General features: G+C 37.7%; 18 protein-coding genes and 1 riboswitch. Of the genes, 16 read left to right on the forward strand and 2 right to left on the reverse strand.

Annotated elements, in window-relative coordinates; translation table 11 throughout:
- Window positions 1-2: 2 nt before the first annotated feature.
- From ACFCYJ_RS11555 to ACFCYJ_RS11580, 6 genes are all read left to right on the forward strand, one after another.
- On the forward strand, window positions 3-1,346 hold the full coding sequence (locus tag ACFCYJ_RS11555; protein ID WP_376074131.1) for a dihydrolipoamide acetyltransferase family protein: 1,344 nt from the start codon (window positions 3-5) through the stop codon (window positions 1,344-1,346).
- A 120-nt stretch (window positions 1,347-1,466) separates the two neighbouring features.
- A complete protein-coding gene (locus ACFCYJ_RS11560; RefSeq protein ID WP_376074115.1) occupies window positions 1,467-3,176 on the forward strand; it encodes a methylmalonyl-CoA mutase family protein in 1,710 nt (569 codons plus the stop codon).
- Window positions 3,173-5,326: a methylmalonyl-CoA mutase gene (gene scpA, locus ACFCYJ_RS11565; protein WP_376074116.1), complete on the forward strand. Its 2,154-nt coding sequence runs from the start codon at window positions 3,173-3,175 to the stop codon at window positions 5,324-5,326. The genes ACFCYJ_RS11560 and scpA overlap by 4 nt, the downstream gene beginning before the upstream one ends.
- Complete coding sequence (meaB, locus tag ACFCYJ_RS11570) at window positions 5,326-6,423, forward strand: methylmalonyl Co-A mutase-associated GTPase MeaB (RefSeq protein ID WP_376074117.1); 1,098 nt, start codon at window positions 5,326-5,328, stop codon at window positions 6,421-6,423. The genes scpA and meaB overlap by 1 nt, the downstream gene beginning before the upstream one ends.
- Window positions 6,424-6,616: 193 nt before the next feature.
- A complete protein-coding gene (locus tag ACFCYJ_RS11575) occupies window positions 6,617-7,057 on the forward strand; it encodes a BrxA/BrxB family bacilliredoxin (protein ID WP_079561759.1) in 441 nt (146 codons plus the stop codon).
- 226 nt (window positions 7,058-7,283) lie between these two features.
- Window positions 7,284-8,261: an aromatic acid exporter family protein gene (locus ACFCYJ_RS11580; RefSeq protein ID WP_376074118.1), complete on the forward strand. Its 978-nt coding sequence runs from the start codon at window positions 7,284-7,286 to the stop codon at window positions 8,259-8,261.
- Between the two features lie 20 nt (window positions 8,262-8,281).
- Here ACFCYJ_RS11580 and prli42 read toward each other — a convergent pair whose 3' ends face one another.
- Window positions 8,282-8,377 (reverse strand): stressosome-associated protein Prli42, encoded by a 96-nt coding sequence (gene prli42 / locus ACFCYJ_RS11585; RefSeq protein ID WP_323647026.1) that lies wholly within the window; start codon window positions 8,375-8,377, stop codon window positions 8,282-8,284.
- Window positions 8,378-8,502: 125 nt separating this feature from the next.
- On the opposite strand from prli42, the gene mce reads away from it, so the two are divergent.
- From mce to ACFCYJ_RS11600, 3 genes are all read left to right on the forward strand, one after another.
- Window positions 8,503-8,916: a methylmalonyl-CoA epimerase gene (gene mce / locus ACFCYJ_RS11590; RefSeq protein WP_283868549.1), complete on the forward strand. Its 414-nt coding sequence runs from the start codon at window positions 8,503-8,505 to the stop codon at window positions 8,914-8,916.
- A 5-nt stretch (window positions 8,917-8,921) separates the two neighbouring features.
- The gene (locus tag ACFCYJ_RS11595; RefSeq protein ID WP_376074119.1) at window positions 8,922-10,469 is read left to right on the forward strand and encodes an acyl-CoA carboxylase subunit beta; all 1,548 of its coding nucleotides are present in this window, start codon (window positions 8,922-8,924) and stop codon (window positions 10,467-10,469) included.
- A gap of 151 nt (window positions 10,470-10,620) precedes the next feature.
- A complete protein-coding gene (locus ACFCYJ_RS11600) occupies window positions 10,621-11,580 on the forward strand; it encodes a hypothetical protein (RefSeq protein WP_376074120.1) in 960 nt (319 codons plus the stop codon).
- 224 nt (window positions 11,581-11,804) lie between these two features.
- Here the strand turns inward: ACFCYJ_RS11600 and ACFCYJ_RS11605 are convergent, their stop codons facing one another.
- Entirely contained in the window at window positions 11,805-12,575 is a 771-nt protein-coding gene (locus tag ACFCYJ_RS11605) for a YheC/YheD family protein (RefSeq protein WP_376074121.1), read from the reverse strand.
- Window positions 12,576-12,896: 321 nt separating this feature from the next.
- Here ACFCYJ_RS11605 and aepX point away from each other — a divergent pair, with 321 nt between their 5' ends.
- The 7 genes from aepX (at window position 12,897) to ACFCYJ_RS11640 (ending at window position 20,216) form a co-directional block, all read left to right on the forward strand.
- The gene (aepX, locus tag ACFCYJ_RS11610; RefSeq protein WP_376074122.1) at window positions 12,897-13,799 is read left to right on the forward strand and encodes a phosphoenolpyruvate mutase; all 903 of its coding nucleotides are present in this window, start codon (window positions 12,897-12,899) and stop codon (window positions 13,797-13,799) included.
- A gap of 4 nt (window positions 13,800-13,803) precedes the next feature.
- The gene (aepY, locus tag ACFCYJ_RS11615) at window positions 13,804-14,931 is read left to right on the forward strand and encodes a phosphonopyruvate decarboxylase (protein ID WP_376074123.1); all 1,128 of its coding nucleotides are present in this window, start codon (window positions 13,804-13,806) and stop codon (window positions 14,929-14,931) included.
- 130 nt (window positions 14,932-15,061) lie between these two features.
- On the forward strand, window positions 15,062-16,159 hold the full coding sequence (locus ACFCYJ_RS11620) for a 2-aminoethylphosphonate aminotransferase (protein WP_376074124.1): 1,098 nt from the start codon (window positions 15,062-15,064) through the stop codon (window positions 16,157-16,159).
- 668 nt (window positions 16,160-16,827) lie between these two features.
- A complete protein-coding gene (locus ACFCYJ_RS11625) occupies window positions 16,828-17,943 on the forward strand; it encodes a M20/M25/M40 family metallo-hydrolase (RefSeq protein ID WP_376074125.1) in 1,116 nt (371 codons plus the stop codon).
- 26 nt (window positions 17,944-17,969) lie between these two features.
- Complete coding sequence (locus ACFCYJ_RS11630) at window positions 17,970-18,458, forward strand: chemotaxis protein CheW (RefSeq protein ID WP_376074126.1); 489 nt, start codon at window positions 17,970-17,972, stop codon at window positions 18,456-18,458.
- A gap of 321 nt (window positions 18,459-18,779) precedes the next feature.
- Window positions 18,780-18,986 (forward strand): DUF6366 family protein, encoded by a 207-nt coding sequence (locus ACFCYJ_RS11635; RefSeq protein WP_376074127.1) that lies wholly within the window; start codon window positions 18,780-18,782, stop codon window positions 18,984-18,986.
- Between the two features lie 208 nt (window positions 18,987-19,194).
- Window positions 19,195-19,285, forward strand: a riboswitch (cyclic di-GMP riboswitch).
- A gap of 43 nt (window positions 19,286-19,328) precedes the next feature.
- Window positions 19,329-20,216: an amidase gene (locus tag ACFCYJ_RS11640; RefSeq protein WP_376074128.1), complete on the forward strand. Its 888-nt coding sequence runs from the start codon at window positions 19,329-19,331 to the stop codon at window positions 20,214-20,216.
- Window positions 20,217-20,376: the final 160 nt, after the last annotated feature.

Consider the following 20,376-nt stretch of genomic DNA (forward strand, 5'->3'; position numbering starts at 1 on the left):
TGATGGCTATTCAAAATATTACAATGCCACAGCTCGGCGAAAGTGTAACAGAAGGTACAATTGAAAAATGGCTTGTCAAGCCAGGTGATACAGTAAAAAAATATGATCCACTAGCAGAAGTTGTAACAGATAAAGTAAATGCAGAAATCCCGTCTTCTTTTGAAGGAGTCATAGCAGAGCTACTTGCAGAGGAAGGGCAAACGTTACCGGTTGGTGCAGTCGTTTGTTCTGTTGAAATAGCAGGTGACAGTGAGTTACCTCCTCCGCCTCCACCGAAAAAATCAGCGGTAAGTACGGCAATTTTAAATGCAGGTGTACAAAAGAAACAGGAAACACAGCAGCCAACTACTGCTATTAAAGCATCACAAAAAACAGTTCGCCAGGATAAAGTACGTTATTCACCAGCTGTTCTTCGACTTGCACAAGAGTATGAAATTGCCCTTGATCAAATCACAGGTACTGGTGAAGGTGGACGTATTACAAGAAAAGACCTAATGAAACTGATTGAAACAGGGAATGTGCCAAGTCCTTTAGTGGAAACTTCACCTGTAGTCGATGCAAACGTACCACAATCAGCACCAGTTACAGCACCTGCATCACAGGTGAATACTAAAGCCGCCACACCTACACAACCAATGCAAGCAGGCGATATTGAAATTCCAGTAACGAAGGTGCGCCGTGCTATCGCTAATAATATGGTACGAAGCGTTCATGAAGTGCCACATGCATGGATGATGATGGAAGTGGATGTTACAGATTTAGTCGCATATCGTGATAGTATGAAAACAGAATTTAAGCAAAAAGAAGGGTTTAATATTACGTATTTTGCTTTCTTTGTAAAAGCTGTTGCTCAAGCTCTAAAGGAATTCCCGATGATGAACTCCATGTGGGCAGAGGATAAAATTATACAAAAGCATGACATCAATATTTCCATTGCAGTCGCAACAGAGGATGCATTATTCGTTCCTGTTATAAAACACGCTGATGAAAAATCGATTAAAGGCATTGCGAAGGAAATTAATGAGCTTGCAGTGAAAGTTCGTGCCGGAAAACTGTCGATGGATGATATACAAGGTGGTACATTTACGGTCAATAATACGGGTGCATTCGGCTCTGTTCAGTCGATGGGCATCATTAATTACCCGCAAGCGGCGATCCTTCAAGTGGAAAGTATTGTAAAAAAACCGGTTATTCTACCTGGTGGAATGTTCGCTGCACGAGATATTGTGAATTTATGTTTATCTTTAGATCATCGTGTTCTTGATGGACTTGTCTGTGGTAAATTCCTAAATAGAGTGAAAGAAATACTCGAAAATACAAATAAATCTTCAACGTCAGTCTACTGATGACTTGTCGGAAGCCTGTTATATAACGGTTTCCGATTTTTTTTTGCTTTCCGAGTCGCAATTTGTCATGTAGAATAACAAATAGAAACTACTAAGGGGGGAAGCTGATTAAGCGTCCGCATGTCAAACAACATGAAAAATATTGAATTTGAAATGCCGTCCTATTCAGAATGGCAAGATGCAGCAATCAAGGCTTTAAAAGGGAAACCATTCGAGTCTCTTTTAACGAAAACGAGTGAAGGTATTACATTAGAACCTCTTTACACCCAAGAAAGTTTAGTAGCAAAACTTGGTGAAGAACTTGATAAACAAGTTGCTACAATCCGTTCCCTACAAAATAACGAAGCATTTCGAGTGGCACAGCAAATATATGCTGAAACAAGCGAGGCATTTTTCGCACAGCTTGATGATAGCTTAGCTCGAGGCAATGAAGTAGTAACAATTGATAGCCATGTGAATTTTGAATGGACTGAAGAAGTAGTGGCACAATTAGCGACTTATTTCTCTGAATATTCGTTTAAAATGTCGGTTGAAAATTCAAAGGACCCATTATTAGCAGTATTCGACAAAATAGCAGTTGATCAGCGAGAAGCTGTAAAAGGTTTCATCGTATCGAAATATCCTATCTCCATCTCTTTAAATGATTTCCCGAGCGTGCGCTCAATCGGTGCGGACACAACGGTTTATCATAATGAAGGAGCAAACGCAGTACAAGAGTTAGCATATGCACTTGCATTAGCCGCAAAATACGCAAATCAAGAAGAAAGCTTTGAAGCGTTCGCGAAGAAATTTTATGTATCATTTGCAGTGGACACACAGTTCTTTACAGAGATTGCTAAACTCCGTGCTTTTAAAGTACTTTGGAAAGCGTTCTCATCCGCTTATGGAGTAACTAATGGCGTAAAAGTTCCAACTATTGCCGAAACATCGTTAAGAAGCTTCTCGAAGCTGGATGTTTATGTAAACTTATTACGTTCTGCGAATGAAGCTCTTTCTGGTTTAATTGGTGGTGCGGATGTCTTTACAGTTCACCCTCATGATGCATTAACGAAACCAACAGATCAATCGGTTCGTATTGCACGAAATGTATCTTTAATCTTAAAAGAAGAAACAAATGTTTTAAAAGTGATAGACCCAGCTGGTGGCTCTTACTTTATTGAGTCATTAACAGCAGATTTTGTGAAAGAAGCTTGGGCATTATTCTTAGAAATTGAAGCAGCTGGAGGCATCGACGCTTACACTGTATCTGGAAAGCTTATGGAGGAACTAGAAAAATCCTATCAAGCTCGTATCAAAGCGGTACAAACGCGTAAGCAATCATTAATCGGTACAAATATTTATGCCAATCCAGCTGATGTGCTTGAAAGCGCAACAAACCCAGCGTTTGCAGACATTAAACGCATTGCTAAACCTTTTGAACAATTACGTGCGGAAATGACAGCAGAAAATGTGAAAACAGGAATCTTAGCATTAGGTACACTAAAAAATTCAAAACCACGTGCTGATTTCGTATCAGGTTTCTTAAATACTGTAGGTCTAGTACCAGAAAAAAGTGAACCGATTGCTACAGCTGAAGAAGCATTAGCTTGGTTAAATGCTACAGAAGCAACATACGTGGTCATTGCAGGTAATGATGACGATACAAAAGAATTGGTACCAGCCATTTTAGCTGGCAAACCAGCAAACGTAATTGTTGACGTTGCAGGTAAATTTAAAGACGAAGAAGAAGCTTGGTTAGCAAATGGCTTAAACGGCTTTATTTTCGCAGGACAGAACATCATCGAAAAATTAAATTCAGTGTTCGCTAGCATGAAGGAGGTCCAACGATGAGCAAGCCAAATTTTAGTGCAGTTGAAATCGAAAAAGTTTTAGCATCAAAAGCACCTCAAGCGTCAGAAGAAAAATTCATGACAAATGAAGGTATTGAAATAAAAGATGTATACACAAAAGAAGATATTAAAGAGGCTAAACATTTAAATGATGTGGCTGGTATTGCGCCAAATACGCGCGGTCCATACCCTACTATGTATGTAGCTCGACCTTGGACTGTTCGCCAATATGCTGGTTTCTCAACAGCTGAAGAATCAAATGCATTCTACAAACGTAATCTAGCAATGGGTCAAAAAGGACTTTCTGTTGCCTTTGACTTAGCAACTCACCGTGGCTATGACTCAGACCATCCTCGTGTAACAGGGGATGTTGGTAAAGCTGGAGTAGCGATTGACTCTGTAGAAGATATGAAAATCTTATTTGATCAAATTCCTTTGGATCAAATGTCAGTTTCTATGACAATGAATGGTGCTGTATTGCCAGTTCTTGCGTTCTATATCGTTGCTGCTGAAGAGCAGGGCGTTACACCAGACCAATTAGCGGGTACGATTCAGAACGATATTTTAAAAGAATACATGGTTCGTAACACATATATTTATCCACCGGCAATGTCAATGAAAATTATTGCAGATATTTTTGAATATACAGCGAAATATATGCCGAAATTTAACTCTATTTCGATTTCTGGTTACCATATTCAAGAAGCTGGAGCAACAAATGATATCGAGCTTGCTTATACATTAGCAGATGGTCTTGAATATGTTCGTACGGGGCTAAAAGCTGGAATCGATATTGATGCCTTTGCACCGCGTTTATCATTCTTCTGGGCAATCGGTATGAACTATTACATGGAAGTTGCAAAAATGCGTGCTGCACGCCGAATTTGGGCACAAATGATGTCAACGTTTAATCCGAAAAATCCTAAGACATTAGCACTTCGTACACATTCACAAACATCTGGTTGGTCTTTAACAGAGCAAGATCCATTTAACAATGTGACACGTACATTAATCGAAGCGAATGCGTCTTCAATGGGGCATACACAATCTCTGCATACAAATGCACTTGATGAAGCGATTGCGCTACCAACAGATTTCTCTGCACGTATTGCACGTAATACACAGCTGTTCCTACAAGAAGAAACGGCAATGACAAAAGTAATTGATCCATGGGGCGGTTCGTACTATGTGGAAAAATTAACAGATGAGATTACAAAATCTGCATGGGCATTAATTGAAGAAATCGAAGAGCTTGGCGGTATGGCGAAAGCGATTGAAACAGGTCTTCCAAAAATGAAAGTCGAGGAAGCTGCGGCAAAACGTCAAGCGAAAATCGACTCTAAAACAGAAACGATCGTTGGTGTAAACAAATATCGTTTAGATAAAGAAGAACCTATCGACATTCTAGATATTGATAATACATTAGTTCGTCAAAAGCAAATTGAACGTTTAGAAGCCATGAAGGCGGCGCGTGATGAAGCAGAAGTACAAAAGCATCTAGCTCGATTAACGAAAGCGGCGCAAGATGGTGAAGAAAACTTATTAGCAATAGCAGTTGATGCAGCGCGTGCTCGTGCTTCTTTAGGTGAAATTTCTGATGCAATCGAAGTTGTTTCAGGTCGCCATAAGGCAGTAATTCGTTCAATCTCTGGCGTTTACTCTGCAAACTTCTCAGATGAAGAGCAAATTGCTGAAATGAAACAAATGACAGAGGAATTCCTTGAAAATGAAGGTCGTCGCCCACGTATTTTAGTAGCGAAAATGGGACAAGATGGACATGACCGTGGTGCGAAGGTTGTGGCAACAGGATATGCTGACTTAGGCTTTGACGTAGATATTTCACCATTATTTATGACGCCTGCTGAAGCAGCTCAAATGGCTGTGGAAAACGATGTTCATGTCATTGGTGTATCTTCATTAGCTGCTGGTCATAAAACACTAGTGCCTGAATTAGTAGCAGAGCTAGAAAAACTGGGCCGCGAAGATATCATTATTATTGTTGGAGGCGTTATTCCAGCACAAGATTATGACTTCCTTTATGAAGCTGGCGCAGTAGCGATATTTGGACCTGGTACAGTTATTCCTGTATCGGCACAAAAGATTATTGAAGAGATCTACAAACGTTTAGGCTATGAGGAAGTGTCTGAATAATGGACAAAAACAAAGGGATGCCTGAAAGTGCGCTATTTGTTATGGACGGAGTAGAGGCAACTCACGACGGAATGCAATATGGTACACCGAAAAAATTCCGAAAGAAAAAAGCGGGCAATTTAAACATACAGGGGCTTGCACGAGAAGTACGTGCAAGCTCTCGTACACACTTGTCAAAAGCCATTACACTCATTGAAAGTTCAAATGCAACACATAAAGTGCAAGCACAAGAACTCCTACAAGAGCTTCTACCACATACAGGAAACAGTGTCCGTATTGGAATAACAGGCGTTCCTGGTGCGGGAAAGAGTTCGTTCATTGAGGCTTTCGGAACGATGCTTTGTGAGATGGGGAAAAAAGTGGCAGTCCTTGCGATTGATCCAAGCTCTTCTTTATCGGGAGGAAGTATTTTAGGCGATAAAACTCGAATGGAGGAGCTCGTGAGAAAGCCTAATGCATTCGTTCGTCCCTCTCCATCAGCTGGTACCCTAGGGGGTGTTCATAAAAAGACACGTGAAACGATGCTTGTTTGTGAAGCGGCTGGCTATGATGTCATTTTAATAGAAACAGTTGGTGTTGGACAAAGTGAAACGTATGTCCGTGGTATGGTTGATTTCTTCTTGCTGTTAGTTTTAACAGGTGCCGGAGACGAGCTACAAGGCATGAAGAAGGGCATTATGGAGCTAGCGGATGCCATCGTTGTTCATAAGGCTGATGGTGATAATGTTCGTCTGGCTAAAAAGACGGTATCCGAGTACAAGCAAATTTTACATTTCTTACAGCCTGCAACTCCAGGTTGGATGTCCACAGCAATGCCGGTAAGCTCGTGGGAAAAACGTGGTTTCGACAAAGTCTGGAATACAATAGGGGAGTTCAGACAAATCGTTGAGGCCAATAATTACTGGTCAATCAGACGTCAAAATCAGACAAGAGATTGGTTCCAATCGATGATTACCGACCAGTTAATCGATATGTTTTATGGTAATCCAGAACGTAAAGCACAGGTGCAACTTTTAGAACGTCAAATTTTAAATGGACAGTTGACAGTTACACAAGGTGTAGATCGTTTATTTAGCGATGAACCATCGCAGAAATAATATCATCTAATATGTGAGCAAGTAGGTGCACAAATTCGTCACTAACTGCTATGATAGGAGATGTATGAGCGTCGAATATCTAAAGCTAGTAAGCTTACCTTCTTTCAGCTGAAAGAAGGTAAAGCCTTCGGACGCAATTATGCCGAAGCATAATTGATGATGATGACGCGAACTTGAAAGGAGCTATCGCTATATGAATATGGATTACGATTTATTTATGCAAGAAATTTTAAAAACAGCACGTGCAGAAATTGAGGCTGCTGGTTATGAGCAGCTTCGCACACCAGAAGCTGTTGAAGAGGCGTTTGCTCGTCCAGGTACAACATTAGTCATGGTAAACTCAGTATGCGGCTGTGCAGGAGGTATCGCACGTCCATCAGCGGCACAATGCGTACATTACGATAAACGTCCAGACCATCTTGTAACGGTGTTTGCTGGTCAAGACAAAGAAGCAACTGCAGCTGCTCGCTATCTCTTCGGTGAAGATCATTTACCATCTTCCCCATCATTTGTGTTATTAAAAGATGGACAAGTAGTAGCAGAAGTTGGACGCTATGAAATTGAAGGTCATGACCCAATGTCAGTAGTAACAAACCTACAAGCAAACTTTGAGGAATACTGCGACGAACTTTAATTTATTCAATTAAAGAAAAGCTATTCATTTAGCAGAAAACTCCGCAGGCTATAAAATGTCTGCGGAGTCTTACTACTAAAAAATTCTCCAAATTAGCATCGCTTTCTCCACTGATTTCAGTAGAATTGCATTTAGAATTTTTGTAATATTGGCTAAACGATTAGCTTATAGTTTTCTTTGAATTGAATAAAATAAGTAGAGTACTAAAAGATAGGAGGCAGTCGACTTGAAGAAGTTTTCAATCGGCTATCGTACATTAAAAACGGCATTTGGCGCAGCAATCGCTATTGCCATTGCCCAATACTTTCAATTAGCTTCTTATGCATCTGCTGGTATTCTAACAATATTATGTGTCCAGCCAACGAAGAAAAAATCTCTTCATGCTGCTTATACACGATTTGTCGCAAGTATTATCGCAATGTTTTATGCATTTTTGAGCTTTGAGCTATTTTCCTATCATCCGCTTACATTAGCAGGTATGCTGATCATTTTTATACCAACAATTGTGTCATTAAAGGTAGCAGATGGCTTTGTCTCTAGTGCCGTTATTATCATGCATATTTATGCTGCTAAAAGCTTTTCATTGGCACTTGTTTATAATGAATTCGCATTAATGGCAATTGGTTATGGTACGGGAATAGCTATAAATATGTATATGCCAGACATTCAAAAGGAATTAAATTACTACCGAGTTAAAATTGAGGAACTTTACAGTAAGATATTTTTAGAAATTGCCAACTATTTAAGAGAAGGCGATACTTTGTGGGATGGGCAGGAAATTATTGAAGCGATTAAAGCATTAAATAGTGCAAAATCCCTAGCGTTTAAAGATGTTGAAAATCATTTTACGAGACGAGAAAATGACTACTACGTGTATTTTGATATGCGTGAACAGCAGCTAGAAATTATTGATAGGGTTTTGCCAAAAATAACGGCGCTTCCTGTTATAGTACAAGAGGCTGTGATCGTTGCTGACTTTTTACAAGACCTCGGTGAACATGTTCATTCAGGAAATACGGCTAGTCATTTTAGAGAGAAATTAGAGCAGGTAAAGATAGATTTCGCCCAGTTACCTTTACCGAAAAATCATGAGCAATTTTTAGCACAAGCGGCACTTTATCAATTTATTGAGGAAATGGATCGATATTTAGAAATTAAGCAGTCTTTTAAGGGGTTAAAGGTAAAGAAAAAGCGCCCGCAGTAATGCGGACGCCTAGCTTTTCATTACACTATCATCGATAAACCAAATGCTAGAGTTGAAATTACCATGATTGCGACCATCGTATAAACTACGATTTTTTGAAATTTTTTATTACTCATATGCTCGTTCGCTCCTTCTTTTCTTATAAATAGTTTATCAAATCTGAAAAATTTCTCAAGTAGTAGAGTTTTGACGAAAAAGTCTGTAAAATAGATTATGTACCATAACAGAAGGAGATGTCACCATGGAGAAAGTAGATCATATTGGGATTGCAGTCCGCGATCTAGATGAACGCATTACATATTATACAGAAACTTTAGGCTTAAAGCTGCTAAAAGTGGAAGAAGTAGAATCTCAACAGGTTCGTGTTGCATTCATAGATGCGGGTAATGTGAAAATTGAGTTATTAGAACCGATGAGTGAAAAAAGTACTATTCACGGATATATCGAAAAACGTGGGGAAGGTATTCACCATGTAGCTTTCGGTGTAACAGGAATTCGTGAGCGTATGGCTGAACTTCGTGAAAAAGGCGTACGTCTTTTATCCGAAGAGCCAGGACCAGGTGCTGGTGGTGCAGAGGTTGCTTTCATGCACCCGAAATCATCTTTCGGTGTGTTATATGAATTATGCGATAAAAGTGGAAAAGGGGATAAGTGATCAGTATGGATATGTTCGACAAAATTAATGACTTGTATGACCGTAAGACAGTAATTGAACTTGGTGGCGGCTATGAGCGCATCGAGAAGCAGCATGATAAAGGCAAATTAACTGCTCGTGAGCGTATTGAATTATTAGTAGACGAAGGTACATTTTTCGAGATCAACCCATTCATTACACACCGTACAGTGGACTTCGGCATGGACAAGATGGAAGGCCCTGGTGATGGCGTAGTTACAGGTTTCGGTAAAATCAACGGACGTCCGGTATACTTATTCTCTCAAGATTTCACAGTATTTGGTGGAGCACTTGGTGAAATGCACGCAAAAAAAATGGCAACAGTAATGGATCTGGCTGCAAAAAATGGTACACCATTTATCGGTATTAATGATTCGGGTGGTGCTCGTATTCAAGAGGGTGTACTTTCACTTGATGGTTATGGTCATATTTTCTATCGTAATGCAATCTACTCTGGGGTAATTCCGCAAATCTCAGTGATCATGGGACCATGTGCTGGTGGGGCGGTATATTCTCCAGCAATTACAGACTTCATTCTAATGGTTGATAAAACATCTCAAATGTTTATTACAGGACCTAAAGTTATCGAAACGGTAACAGGTGAAAAAATCTCTGCTGAAGATTTAGGTGGTTCTAAAGTAAACAACGCTGTAAGTGGTAACGCACACTTCCGCGCACCATCTGAAGAAGCAGCGATTGATCAAATTAAGAAACTATTAAGCTACTTACCACAAAATAATAAAGAAAAAGCTCCGCGTCAGGCACGTCCAGAGGGTGATGACTATCGTCCAGAAATCGTGGATGCTGTACCAATCGAAACAACTCGTCCTTATGATGTGCGTAAAGTAGTCGAGCAAATCGTCGACGAAGGCTCATTTATGGAAGTTCATTCAGAATTTGCGAAAAACGTAGTAGTTGGTTTTGCGCGTATTGCTGGTGAATCAGTTGGTCTTGTATGTAACCAACCTAAAGTATTAGCTGGTGGGTTAGATATTGATTCTTCAGACAAGGCTGCTCGTTTCATTCGTACTTGTGATGCTTACAATATACCAATCATCACATTTGAAGACGTTTCTGGTTTCTTCCCAGGTGTTAAACAAGAGCATGGTGGTATCATCCGTCACGGAGCGAAAATCCTTTATGCATACTCAGAAGCAACTGTACCAAAAATTACAGTAATTCTGCGTAAAGCATACGGCGGTGCGTACGTTGCGCTTAACTCTAAATCAATTGGGGCTGATTTAGTATTTGCTTGGCCAAACGCAGAAATTGCTGTTATGGGTGCGGCAGGTGCAGCTAATATTATCTTCGCGCGTGAAATTGCCAAATCAGAAGATCCAGAAGCAACACGTGCAGCGAAAATTGAAGAATATAAAGAAAAATTCGCAAACCCATACGTTGCGGCATCTCGCGGTATGGTAGACGATGTTATCGATCCACGTGATACGCGTATTAAGCTAATTCAAGGGCTAGATATGTTATCAAACAAACACGAAACACGTCCAGAGAAAAAGCACGGAAACATTCCTCTATAAAAATTGTACATGCCTAGTATCCTTTGGGATTACTAGGCTTTTCTTAGTGATTTTTACGAACTTTAGATAATAAAAGATCTATTAAAAATAACAGATAATTGAAACATATCCTGTTTTCATCCGTACATATATGTAAGAGGAGTTGAGATGAATGGAATGGAAACAATTACAAAAAGAGCAAGAAATGATTCATGCACAATTAAGAACAGCTAGTAGGTTAAGTGAACAAAAGGATTTAATTGAAAGGCAAATCGAGCGTGCACAACAGGAAATTTACAAACATTCTAAAGCACTCAATCAAATTCGTTTGAAACTCGATAAGTTAGAAGGTTTTTCTTTTATGAATACGATTCGTACGTGGACAGGGCAACAAGATGAGCTACGTGCAGAAAAAATTGATGAAGCAGCTATTCTTGAATTAAAAATAAATGAAGCAAAGAAGATGGAAGTTGATTTGACAGATGATTTACGGCAAATAAACACTAAACTTGCTCAAATTAACGAACAAGAGTTGCAAGAAATTTTAAAGCAATTAAATGCTAAAAAGAAAGGCTATTTACAAATACATGAGCCTGAACAGGCAAAAAGGCTTGAACAATTAGCGCATGAAGAAATGTTAACGAAACAACTTATTATAGAGATAGAGGAAGCAGAAGAAGCTGGTGAAGCAGCACTTACTAAGCTTGGACAAGCTGCAGAGTCCTTGCATTCTGCAAGTGGTTACTCAGCGTGGGATACGTTTTTTGGTGGGGGTCTCATTGCTACACATTTAAAGCATGATGCACTTGATGAGTCCGAAAATTATCTTCATAATGCTCAAATTGCATTACAGCGCTTCCAAAACGAACTACTGGATGTACAAGATATGTCAACGAAATCGTTAGCAGTTGAAACAGATGGATTTGTAAAATTTGCGGACTATTTCTTTGATGATATTTTTTCAGCTTGGTCTGTCCATTCTAAAATATCTACTGCAAGAGAGCAGGTTTCTCGTGTACAAGATGATGTACATAATACGATCTTGCGTCTACAGGATAAACATAATAAGGCAGATGGCTATTTGCAGTCTCTACATAAAGAAAAAGAAGCGGTCTTTCAAAATGAGATGTAAAGTAACCTGTGAAAAGAATTCCCCTCTTTTCACAGGTTTTTTCTTCGTTGTAGCCTACCCAACCATAATCCATTTTTTCTTAAAGGTAAATTCTTAATCGTTCACAAGTAACAGATGCAATTAAGTTTCTTCCTTCCTATAAATATAGTATGGAAAGTAATTGTTTGATGTATGTCTATTGAATAGAAATATGCTGGTGACTAACATGAAAAATAACTACATTTTCAAACTTCGCCTTCATTTTGCATTTTCCTAATCTCAACAATTTTCTTCCATATCGCCCTATCAATTTTGGCAAAACTACGTATGCTTGGCGTTGTATTTACTTCAAATAATAGAGGTTTTCCTTTATGATTTATTCCAAAATCAATGCCATATTCTCTACAAGGAAAGTGGGATGCTATTACTTCAGATGCTAAAATTGAATCTTTTATTAGAGAGTCTATTGTTTTATCTTTCTCTGTATTATCCATCATCATATAAACTGATAATAATTCATCAATCGGTATTACTTGAGAACCCCGATTTGAATTGACAATCCCATGATCCTCAGTTGCAATTCTTCCGTACATTCCACCAATTATCCATTTTCCCTTTAGATTTTGAACATGAACACGAATGGATATTGAATCCCCATTAGGGGTTAGACTCATGACCCCCTCCTGTATAATATAATTTCCGCTTAATCTACCATGGTTCTCATATGGATGTAGAACTTGATGGAAATCCTCAATTGCTGCCACGCACTTATTTATTTCTTCACCTTGCATAGTAAATCCGTTAAAACAATAGTGTCCATCTTTTCTTTTGTAGACTTTATAAATTGCTCTTCCTTGTCCAGTGCTATTATGTTTCACATAAACATACTCATACCTATTTAATAAATAGATTAGGTTTTCTAGACTGTAAAGTGTTGATTCTGGAATGCAGTTAGTTGTTAAAGGATTTTGTTTTAAAAGTAAGAATTGTTCCCATTTTCCAAGTACATTTTTCAATAAACGCACCTCATTTAGTAAGATATTTTTATTTCTTTTGAATTAATAGTGTAGTCCTCTCCTCATATGGCGGTTACTGTATTGTATGTAAATAGATTTATCATGCATGGGTGAGTGAGACTTGGTAACGCGATTAATCTCCTCCATTTTCCTGTTAGAGTCCCATAATAAATTTACTACACTAGATAAGTAGCGTTATGATTGTTCTCTATACATTCATTTTTTGATTTCAAAAGTATTAGTTTCTAATGTAACTGCCCTACAAATCTTTACTTTTAGCCATATGATAATATGACATGTCGAGTAAGGAGAGGGAAGATATTGAAAAAAACAACGAAATTAAAAGAAATAATATATTCAGATAAACTTGAATTTTTAATGGAAGCCCATAACGGTCTTTCCGCAAAAATTGTAGAGGAAGTCGGTTTTAAAGGGATTTGGGCGAGTGGTCTATCGATATCAGGATCATTGGGTGTAAGAGATAATAATGAAGCATCATGGACGCAGGTATTAGATATACTTGAATTTATGAGTGATACGACAACAATTCCCATCCTATTAGATGGGGATACAGGATATGGGAATTTTAATAATGCTCGGAGGTTAGTAAGAAAACTAGAGCAATTGAATATTGCTGGAGTCTGTATCGAGGATAAAATTTTTCCAAAAACGAACTCGTTTATTAATGGAGAAACACAACCTCTCGCATCGATTGAAGAATTTTGCGGGAAAATAAAAGCAATGAAAGATACTCAAGAGGATGAAGACTTTATGGTTGTAGCTAGAGTCGAGGCTTTTATTACAGGCTTGGGATTAGATGAAGCCCTTAAACGTGCGGAAGCCTACAGGAAGGCAGGCGCCGATGCAATTCTTGTGCATAGTAAAAAGTCAGATTTTAAAGAAATTGAAGCATTTATGAAAGAATGGAGTGGAAGGCATCCAGTGGTTATTGTGCCAACAAAATATTATACAACCCCAACTAATGAATTCAGAAAAGTAGGAATAAGTACTGCAATCTGGGCTAACCATAACTTAAGAGCATCGATCACTGCTATGCAGAACATCTCCAAACAAATCCTAAAAGATGAAAGTCTCATTCAAGTAGAAAAATCGATCGTAAGTGTGCAAGAGATTTTTAGACTCCAGAATGCTGAGGAGCTTCAAAAAGCGGAAATAAAATATTTGCCATCAACTAATAACCAATCACAACCCGGAACGGAGTGATGGTATGTTAAATACAAACGAATTTGGAAATGAACTTAAAAGACTTGGTTTTGATTTTTACAGTGGGGTCCCATGTTCATTTTTAAAGAATCTTATTAACTATTCCATAAATGAGTGTGAATATATTGCTGCAGCCAACGAAGGTGATGCTGTAGCCATTGCTTCAGGAGCATACCTTGGGGGAAGGAAATCAGTTGTTTTAATGCAAAACTCCGGTCTAACCAATTGTATTTCTCCTTTGACTTCCTTAAACTACCCCTTCCAAATACCTATACTTGGATTTGTTAGTCTACGTGGAGAACCCGGATTGAATGATGAACCGCAGCATGAATTAATGGGACAAATTACGACACAACTATTAGATCTCATGCAAATAAAATGGCAGTTCTTATCTCCTGATGAAAGTGAGGCAAAGAGACAGCTTGAAGAAGCTAACAAGTGGATTGAAGCAAATCAACCATTCTTTTTTGTAGTGAAAAAAGAAACATTTAAAAGTGAGAAATTGAAGATAGAGCAACGTCTTAATCATAAAAATATGAAAAAAAGTGAAAAAACTGACTTAGATGAACTGCCAAGTCGTTTTGACACTTTAAAAGCGATAAATGGACTCAAAGATATGAAAACAGTATTAGTGGCCACAACTGGTAAAACAGGAAGGGAACTATATGAGGTCGAGGATTCTGATAATAATCTATATATGGTTGGTTCCATGGGTTGTGTCGGTTCTTTAGGCTTAGGCTTAGCCTATACGCGAAAAGATATAGATGTAGTTGTTATTGATGGAGATGGTTCCCTCCTTATGCGAATGGGGAGCTTATCTACAAATGGCTACTATCAACCTGAAAATATGCTCCACATTCTTCTAGATAATCAAGTTCACGATTCAACTGGAGGACAAAATACTGTTTCTCACAATGTTAATTTTGTCAATATTGCTGCAGATTGCGGTTATGAAAAGTCATACTATATCCATAATTTACATGAACTTGAAATGTGTATTCAAGAATGGAAAATGACAAAAGGGCTGACTTTTATTTATTTGAAAATCTCAAAGGGATCTAAACAAAATCTAGGACGCCCAAAAGTTACTCCAAGTGAAGTTAAAACTCGTCTACAGAGATTTATTAAATAATTGTTCTGAAAATGAATATTAGCAGGTTGATCTTGCCTATAAGAAGCCTCTTTACCGTACTAAAACTTAGTTGCGGGGAGATAATCCGAACCGCGTATAGAAATGTAATAAAATTAAAGGGAGGAGTACCGTGAAGAATATTAAAAGAAATATATTACTGAATCCCGGACCTGCTACTACAACAGATACGGTTAAATACGCACAAGTGGTACCTGATATTTGCCCTCGTGAAGATGACTTCAGCCAATTATTGCAATTTGTTACTTCTGAAATTACTAGTTTAGTTTCAGAAGAGAATCAATATACAACTGTTTTATTCGGTGGTTCAGGTACTGCTGCTGTGGAGTCAATCTTGAGTTCAGTAATGACTGATGGGGTTTTAGTAATTATTAATAACGGAGCCTATGGAAAAAGAATGTGTGAAATTGCAGAAGCTTATCAGCTGGATTGGATTGAGTTTGTAAGTCCACCCGATCAACCGATTAAATTAGATCAGTTACATTCATTCATTCAAACAATTCCACGAAAAGTTTCTTTTCTAGCTGTTGTGCATAATGAAACAACAACGGGATTATTAAACGATATAGAATCGATTGGCTCCATTTGTGAAGAAAATGAGATTAATATGATGGTAGATGCAATGAGTTCGTTTGCGGCTATTCCTATTAATATGAGTAAAATGAAAATAAGTTATTTGGCGGCTAGTTCCAATAAAAACCTTCAAGGAATGGCAGGAGTCTCTTTTGTTATAGCTAAAAAAAGCGAACTAGAAAAAGGAAAAACAAAAAAGTCGACAAATTATTACTTGAATCTTTATTCTCAATATTACCATTTCATCGAGACGGGTCAGATGCGTTTTACTCCGCCTATACAAACTATCTATGCGCTAAAACAGGCGATTGTAGAATTAAAAGCAGAAGGAATGAAAGAAAGATATGAACGATATTCTCAATGTTGGGAAACCTTAATAGAAGGCCTCTCTAGACTTGGTTTAAGATATCTCGTCCCTGTTGAGCACCATTCAAAAATTATTACAGCGATAGTAGAGCCCGAAAGTGAAAAGTATAATTTTAAAGAAATGCATGATTATTTTTATGCTAATGGAATAACGATATATCCTGGAAAACTTTATCAATTAAATTCTTTTAGAGTAGCCAACATTGGTGATATTAGCAAAGATGATATCGAGCACTTTTTAACTTTATTAGAAAAATATCTTCAAACCTGAATTATTCACGGAACAGTGGAAAACCTACAACTTATGTAGGTGATATTAATTAATTTTGTTAATGCTTTTCCTTGTTCAACTAAATGGGGTGCTTTAGTTGAAGATTCATATTCCGGAATAATCAATCTTTATTATAAAAAAGATTAACGATAAACAGGTAAAACCTCGTATTTTGATCAAACTTTGTTCAAAATCCGAGGCTTATTTTTATCCCAAAATTGAGGATTGTCAATTTTAATCAATCTTTTTTCAAAAGTTACAGAGGCTGGGCGAATCCTTGGGGGTCAGCAATAGAGGAACGAAGGCTAAAACCATCACATCCTGTGATAACGCCTTCGTGACCAACCTCGTGTTGCTGTCGCTACGTTAACACTCCGCTTTCGCACAAAAAACATCTGTCGCTGTCGCTATGCTTTCGCGCAGAAAAAATTTGTTGGTCCGGCGCCCCCAGGAAAGCGCTCAGTCGGAACGGAAATCAACCCACGTTTTGCCGAAGAGCTATTTATCTAAACGAAGCATCAGTATAATTACGCTAAGAAATAATTGCTATTCCTTCATAAAATAGCGTAGTTCATGTTAGCGAATTATTTCAACTCTTTAAACGTTGTGCTAAAATAAAACGTATACTATAACGTGGAAAACCACGTAAACTAAGGGAGTCCTACAACATGACAAGTCGTTTAGTAGAAGAGTTTTTTGAGCTCGTACAAATCGATTCAGAAACAAAACATGAACAAGTGATTGCGCCGATTTTAATCGACAAACTAACAGCGCTTGGTTTTACAGTAGAACAAGATGATGCACATACTCGAAACGGGCATGGAGCAGGTAATATACTTGCTACACTAAAGGGTTCATTAGATATCGAACCAATTTATTTTACTTCTCACATGGATACAGTTGTCCCAGGTAAAGGGATTAAACCATCTCTACGTGAAGATGGTTATATCGTTTCAGATGGTACAACTATTTTAGGTGCTGATGACAAAGCTGGTCTTGCTACATTGTTTGAAATGGCTAAACGCTTAAAAGAGCAAAACATTGAACATGGTGATATTGAATTTATTATTACAGCTGGCGAGGAAAGTGGACTCGTTGGCGCTAAAGAGTTAGATCCATCTAAAATTAAAGCAAAGTATGGCTTTGCAGTAGACAGTGATGGAAAAGTTGGAGGAATTGTCACAGCAGCTCCATTCCAAGCGAAGATTTCCGTTAAAATAATTGGGAAAACAGCGCATGCTGGTGTTGCTCCAGAAAAAGGAATTTCTGCGATTACAGTTGCTTCCAAATGTATCGCAAAAATGAAGCTAGGTCGATTAGATGAAGAAACAACAGCAAATATTGGTCGCTTTGAGGGTGGTCAGGCAACAAACATTGTGTGTGATGAAGTAACGATTCTTGCAGAAGCTCGTTCAATCGACAAAGCGAAGCTAGATGCACAGACTAAGCATATGCAGGAGACGTTTGAGCAAGTCGCTGCTTCGTTAGGTGCAAAGGCTGAAGTTGAAGTGAAGCTAATGTATCCTGGATTCCGTGTAACAGAATCAGATAAAGTTGTTCAAGTGGCAATGGCAGCTGTACACAACATCGATCGTACACCAAAGCTTGGTATCTCAGGCGGAGGTTCCGATGCTAATGTTATTGCGGGCTTTGGCATCCCTACAGTAAATCTTTCTGTTGGGTACGAGGACATTCATACAACAAATGAAAAAATCCCAGTAGAAGAATTAGAGAAATTAGCAGATTTACTTGTTGAAATCGTCAAAGAGTCTGCGAAAAAATAACAACAAAAATCGAAGGATGTGAAAGCATGGAAAGTGTAAAGGCAGTAGTTTTTGCTTGTGGTACAGAGGAATATGCAGTGCCTGTGGAACAGGCGATTTCGATTGAAAAGTTAGAGCAAGTAACACCGATTCCTCACTTACCTAATTATCTTCTGGGTTTCACAAGAATTCGTGGCGAGCTCGTGCCTGTACTTGATTTTGAGCGTATTCTTTATAATCGTTCCTCTAATGCTGCAACAGCACGGATTATTGTGTTAAACACGGATGTTGTAAATTATGGATTACTTGTAACAGAAGCTCGTGAAATTCTTGATTTTGATGAGACGGTTTTAAAGCAGATGGGACTTGTCAATTATTCAAAAACTCGCTACTTTACAGCTGTGGCAAATCTTGAAAATCGTATGATCACATACGTGGACCCGAAAATACTTGTGAATTCATTAGAAGGTATACGTGAAATAATTAATTATTTGCACAAAATGCTTGAAAATGAAAAAGAAAACGTAGAGGCTTGAGTTTTTTATAATTAAGAATTAATTCAATACAATAATTTACACATCATAGTTGATGTTTTAGGCAGAATTACAAATTTGTGATTCTGTCTTTCTTTTTCCAAGTAGTAAAAGGATAATGAATACTCGATGTTGAATTTTAAGCCTATAACCACAATGTGTGGTTGATTTCCGTTCCGGCTAGGTGTTTTCCTAGGGCGTCCGATGAGCCGCTTCGACTCCGGACGCAATTATGCCAAGGCATAATTGATTTAAGCATAATTATGAATATATCTATCTATAGTATAAATAAGTAAATAAATATTTTAGGGAGGTATTTGTCACATGGATTCAAAGAAAAAGGAAACACCAGAAGAAAAAAGGGAGCGTTTAAGACAAAGTGAATTAAAAAACAATCCTACGGGTTCTCTAAATGATGGAGTAAATAGAGGAAACAGTGGGAATTTAAATGGTATGGGCTGGAAAGAGACGCTAGTATTAATTTTAGTGTTATTTATAGGATACATTACATACAAATTAATCTTCAGTTAAAGGAATTTTGACTTCCAATTTTTTGCATTTTATATTCCTAATTGCTACACCAATAGCTTCACCTAGATAATTACTTCTACGTTTTTATTCTGATATAGTAAAAATAACCTGTGTTCCTATTATTTTATTTGAAAAATTGTTAACAAAATTATGCGTTTTACCTACAGACATCTCCATTCTAACGTCGTATTATGTAAGGGAAGAAAACTACTGTAAAAGGCAAACTTCACCGAAAGGGAAGGACGCAAAGCCGTGAGTCTAAACACTATTTTTTAGTGCATGATCGTCAGGTTGCCAGGTTCGTTCTATGAGCCTCGGCAAATAGAATGGAGATGTGATTATATGGTAAGTCGTTCACTATCAAAAGCAATTATTGTTTTTATAGTAACAATTGTTAGTACGCTAGGATTATCAATGGGAAAGGTAGACGCAAAGGCCATGCAAGAAAAGGCAACTTGGTTATGGGATACGGCAAAGATTGTCGAAGATGAATCAGGGGTACTCTCATTTCTAGAAAACAAACAAGTTAATAAATTATATTTACAAATTAATAGTGATATAGCAAGTAACTATTACAAAAGTTTTATCAATAAAGCTACATCAAAAGGTATAAAAGTATATGCGTTGGATGGTTCTGCAAGCTGGGTATCAGCAGAAGGTTATAAAATGCAGGATCAGCTGTTTGATTGGTTACATACATATAATGATAATGCAGCAGCAACAGAGCGATTTTCTGGAGTTCATCTCGATGTAGAGCCTTACTTAAATAGTGGTTGGAGCTCGAACCAAGTAAAAACGATTGAATTCTATCAAGCGCTCCTTACTAGAGCGAAAGGGGATACTGATCAATTACAATTGCCTTTGGAAGTTGATATGCCATTTTGGTTTGACGAAGTTTCATACAATAACCAATTTGGTCAAGGTTTATTAGCTGACTGGGTCATTGACCAAGTGGAAAGTGTTTCAATAATGGCATATCGTGATACTGCTAAAGACATTATTAAAATAGTAGAACATGAAATAAACTATGCAAAAAAAGTAAATAAATCAATTGTTATTGGTGTAGAAACAGGAGCCTCTGATGAAGGGGAAAATATTACCTTCTTTGATGATGGAGAAGCCTATATGAATAAACAGTTAGCACAAGTTCATAAACAGTATGCCAATAAAACAAGCTATAATGGTTTTGCCATTCATCATGTTGATAGTTGGATGAATATGAAGCCGTAACAAAAATCCTCTCCAGTTAGTCGAATATAGGGTAAAAAGTATAATAAAATAAAACAGTATCTTATATTTAGAGAATTTAAGTTTGATTATATATAATCAAACTTTATAATCAAACTTTTATTTGCATATAAAAATACATCCATTAAATCTTTATTGAGAT

Source organism: Lysinibacillus sp. NPDC056232, assembly GCF_042267565.1.
In the GTDB taxonomy this organism is placed as follows: domain Bacteria; phylum Bacillota; class Bacilli; order Bacillales_A; family Planococcaceae; genus Lysinibacillus.

Excerpts from the sequence above, each read along its gene's own strand:
- ACFCYJ_RS11555 (WP_376074131.1), top strand. The coding sequence starts at position 3 with ATGGCTATTCAAAATATTACAATGCCACAGCTCGGCGAAAGTGTAACA.
- ACFCYJ_RS11560 (WP_376074115.1), top strand. The coding sequence starts at position 1,467 with ATGTCAAACAACATGAAAAATATTGAATTTGAAATGCCGTCCTATTCA.
- scpA (WP_376074116.1), top strand. The coding sequence starts at position 3,173 with ATGAGCAAGCCAAATTTTAGTGCAGTTGAAATCGAAAAAGTTTTAGCA.
- meaB (WP_376074117.1), top strand. The coding sequence starts at position 5,326 with ATGGACAAAAACAAAGGGATGCCTGAAAGTGCGCTATTTGTTATGGAC.
- ACFCYJ_RS11575 (WP_079561759.1), top strand. The coding sequence starts at position 6,617 with ATGAATATGGATTACGATTTATTTATGCAAGAAATTTTAAAAACAGCA.
- prli42 (WP_323647026.1), bottom strand. The coding sequence starts at position 8,377 with ATGAGTAATAAAAAATTTCAAAAAATCGTAGTTTATACGATGGTCGCA.
- mce (WP_283868549.1), top strand. The coding sequence starts at position 8,503 with ATGGAGAAAGTAGATCATATTGGGATTGCAGTCCGCGATCTAGATGAA.
- ACFCYJ_RS11595 (WP_376074119.1), top strand. The coding sequence starts at position 8,922 with ATGGATATGTTCGACAAAATTAATGACTTGTATGACCGTAAGACAGTA.
- ACFCYJ_RS11600 (WP_376074120.1), top strand. The coding sequence starts at position 10,621 with ATGGAATGGAAACAATTACAAAAAGAGCAAGAAATGATTCATGCACAA.
- aepY (WP_376074123.1), top strand. The coding sequence starts at position 13,804 with ATGTTAAATACAAACGAATTTGGAAATGAACTTAAAAGACTTGGTTTT.
- ACFCYJ_RS11625 (WP_376074125.1), top strand. The coding sequence starts at position 16,828 with ATGACAAGTCGTTTAGTAGAAGAGTTTTTTGAGCTCGTACAAATCGAT.
- ACFCYJ_RS11630 (WP_376074126.1), top strand. The coding sequence starts at position 17,970 with ATGGAAAGTGTAAAGGCAGTAGTTTTTGCTTGTGGTACAGAGGAATAT.
- ACFCYJ_RS11635 (WP_376074127.1), top strand. The coding sequence starts at position 18,780 with ATGGATTCAAAGAAAAAGGAAACACCAGAAGAAAAAAGGGAGCGTTTA.
- ACFCYJ_RS11640 (WP_376074128.1), top strand. The coding sequence starts at position 19,329 with ATGGTAAGTCGTTCACTATCAAAAGCAATTATTGTTTTTATAGTAACA.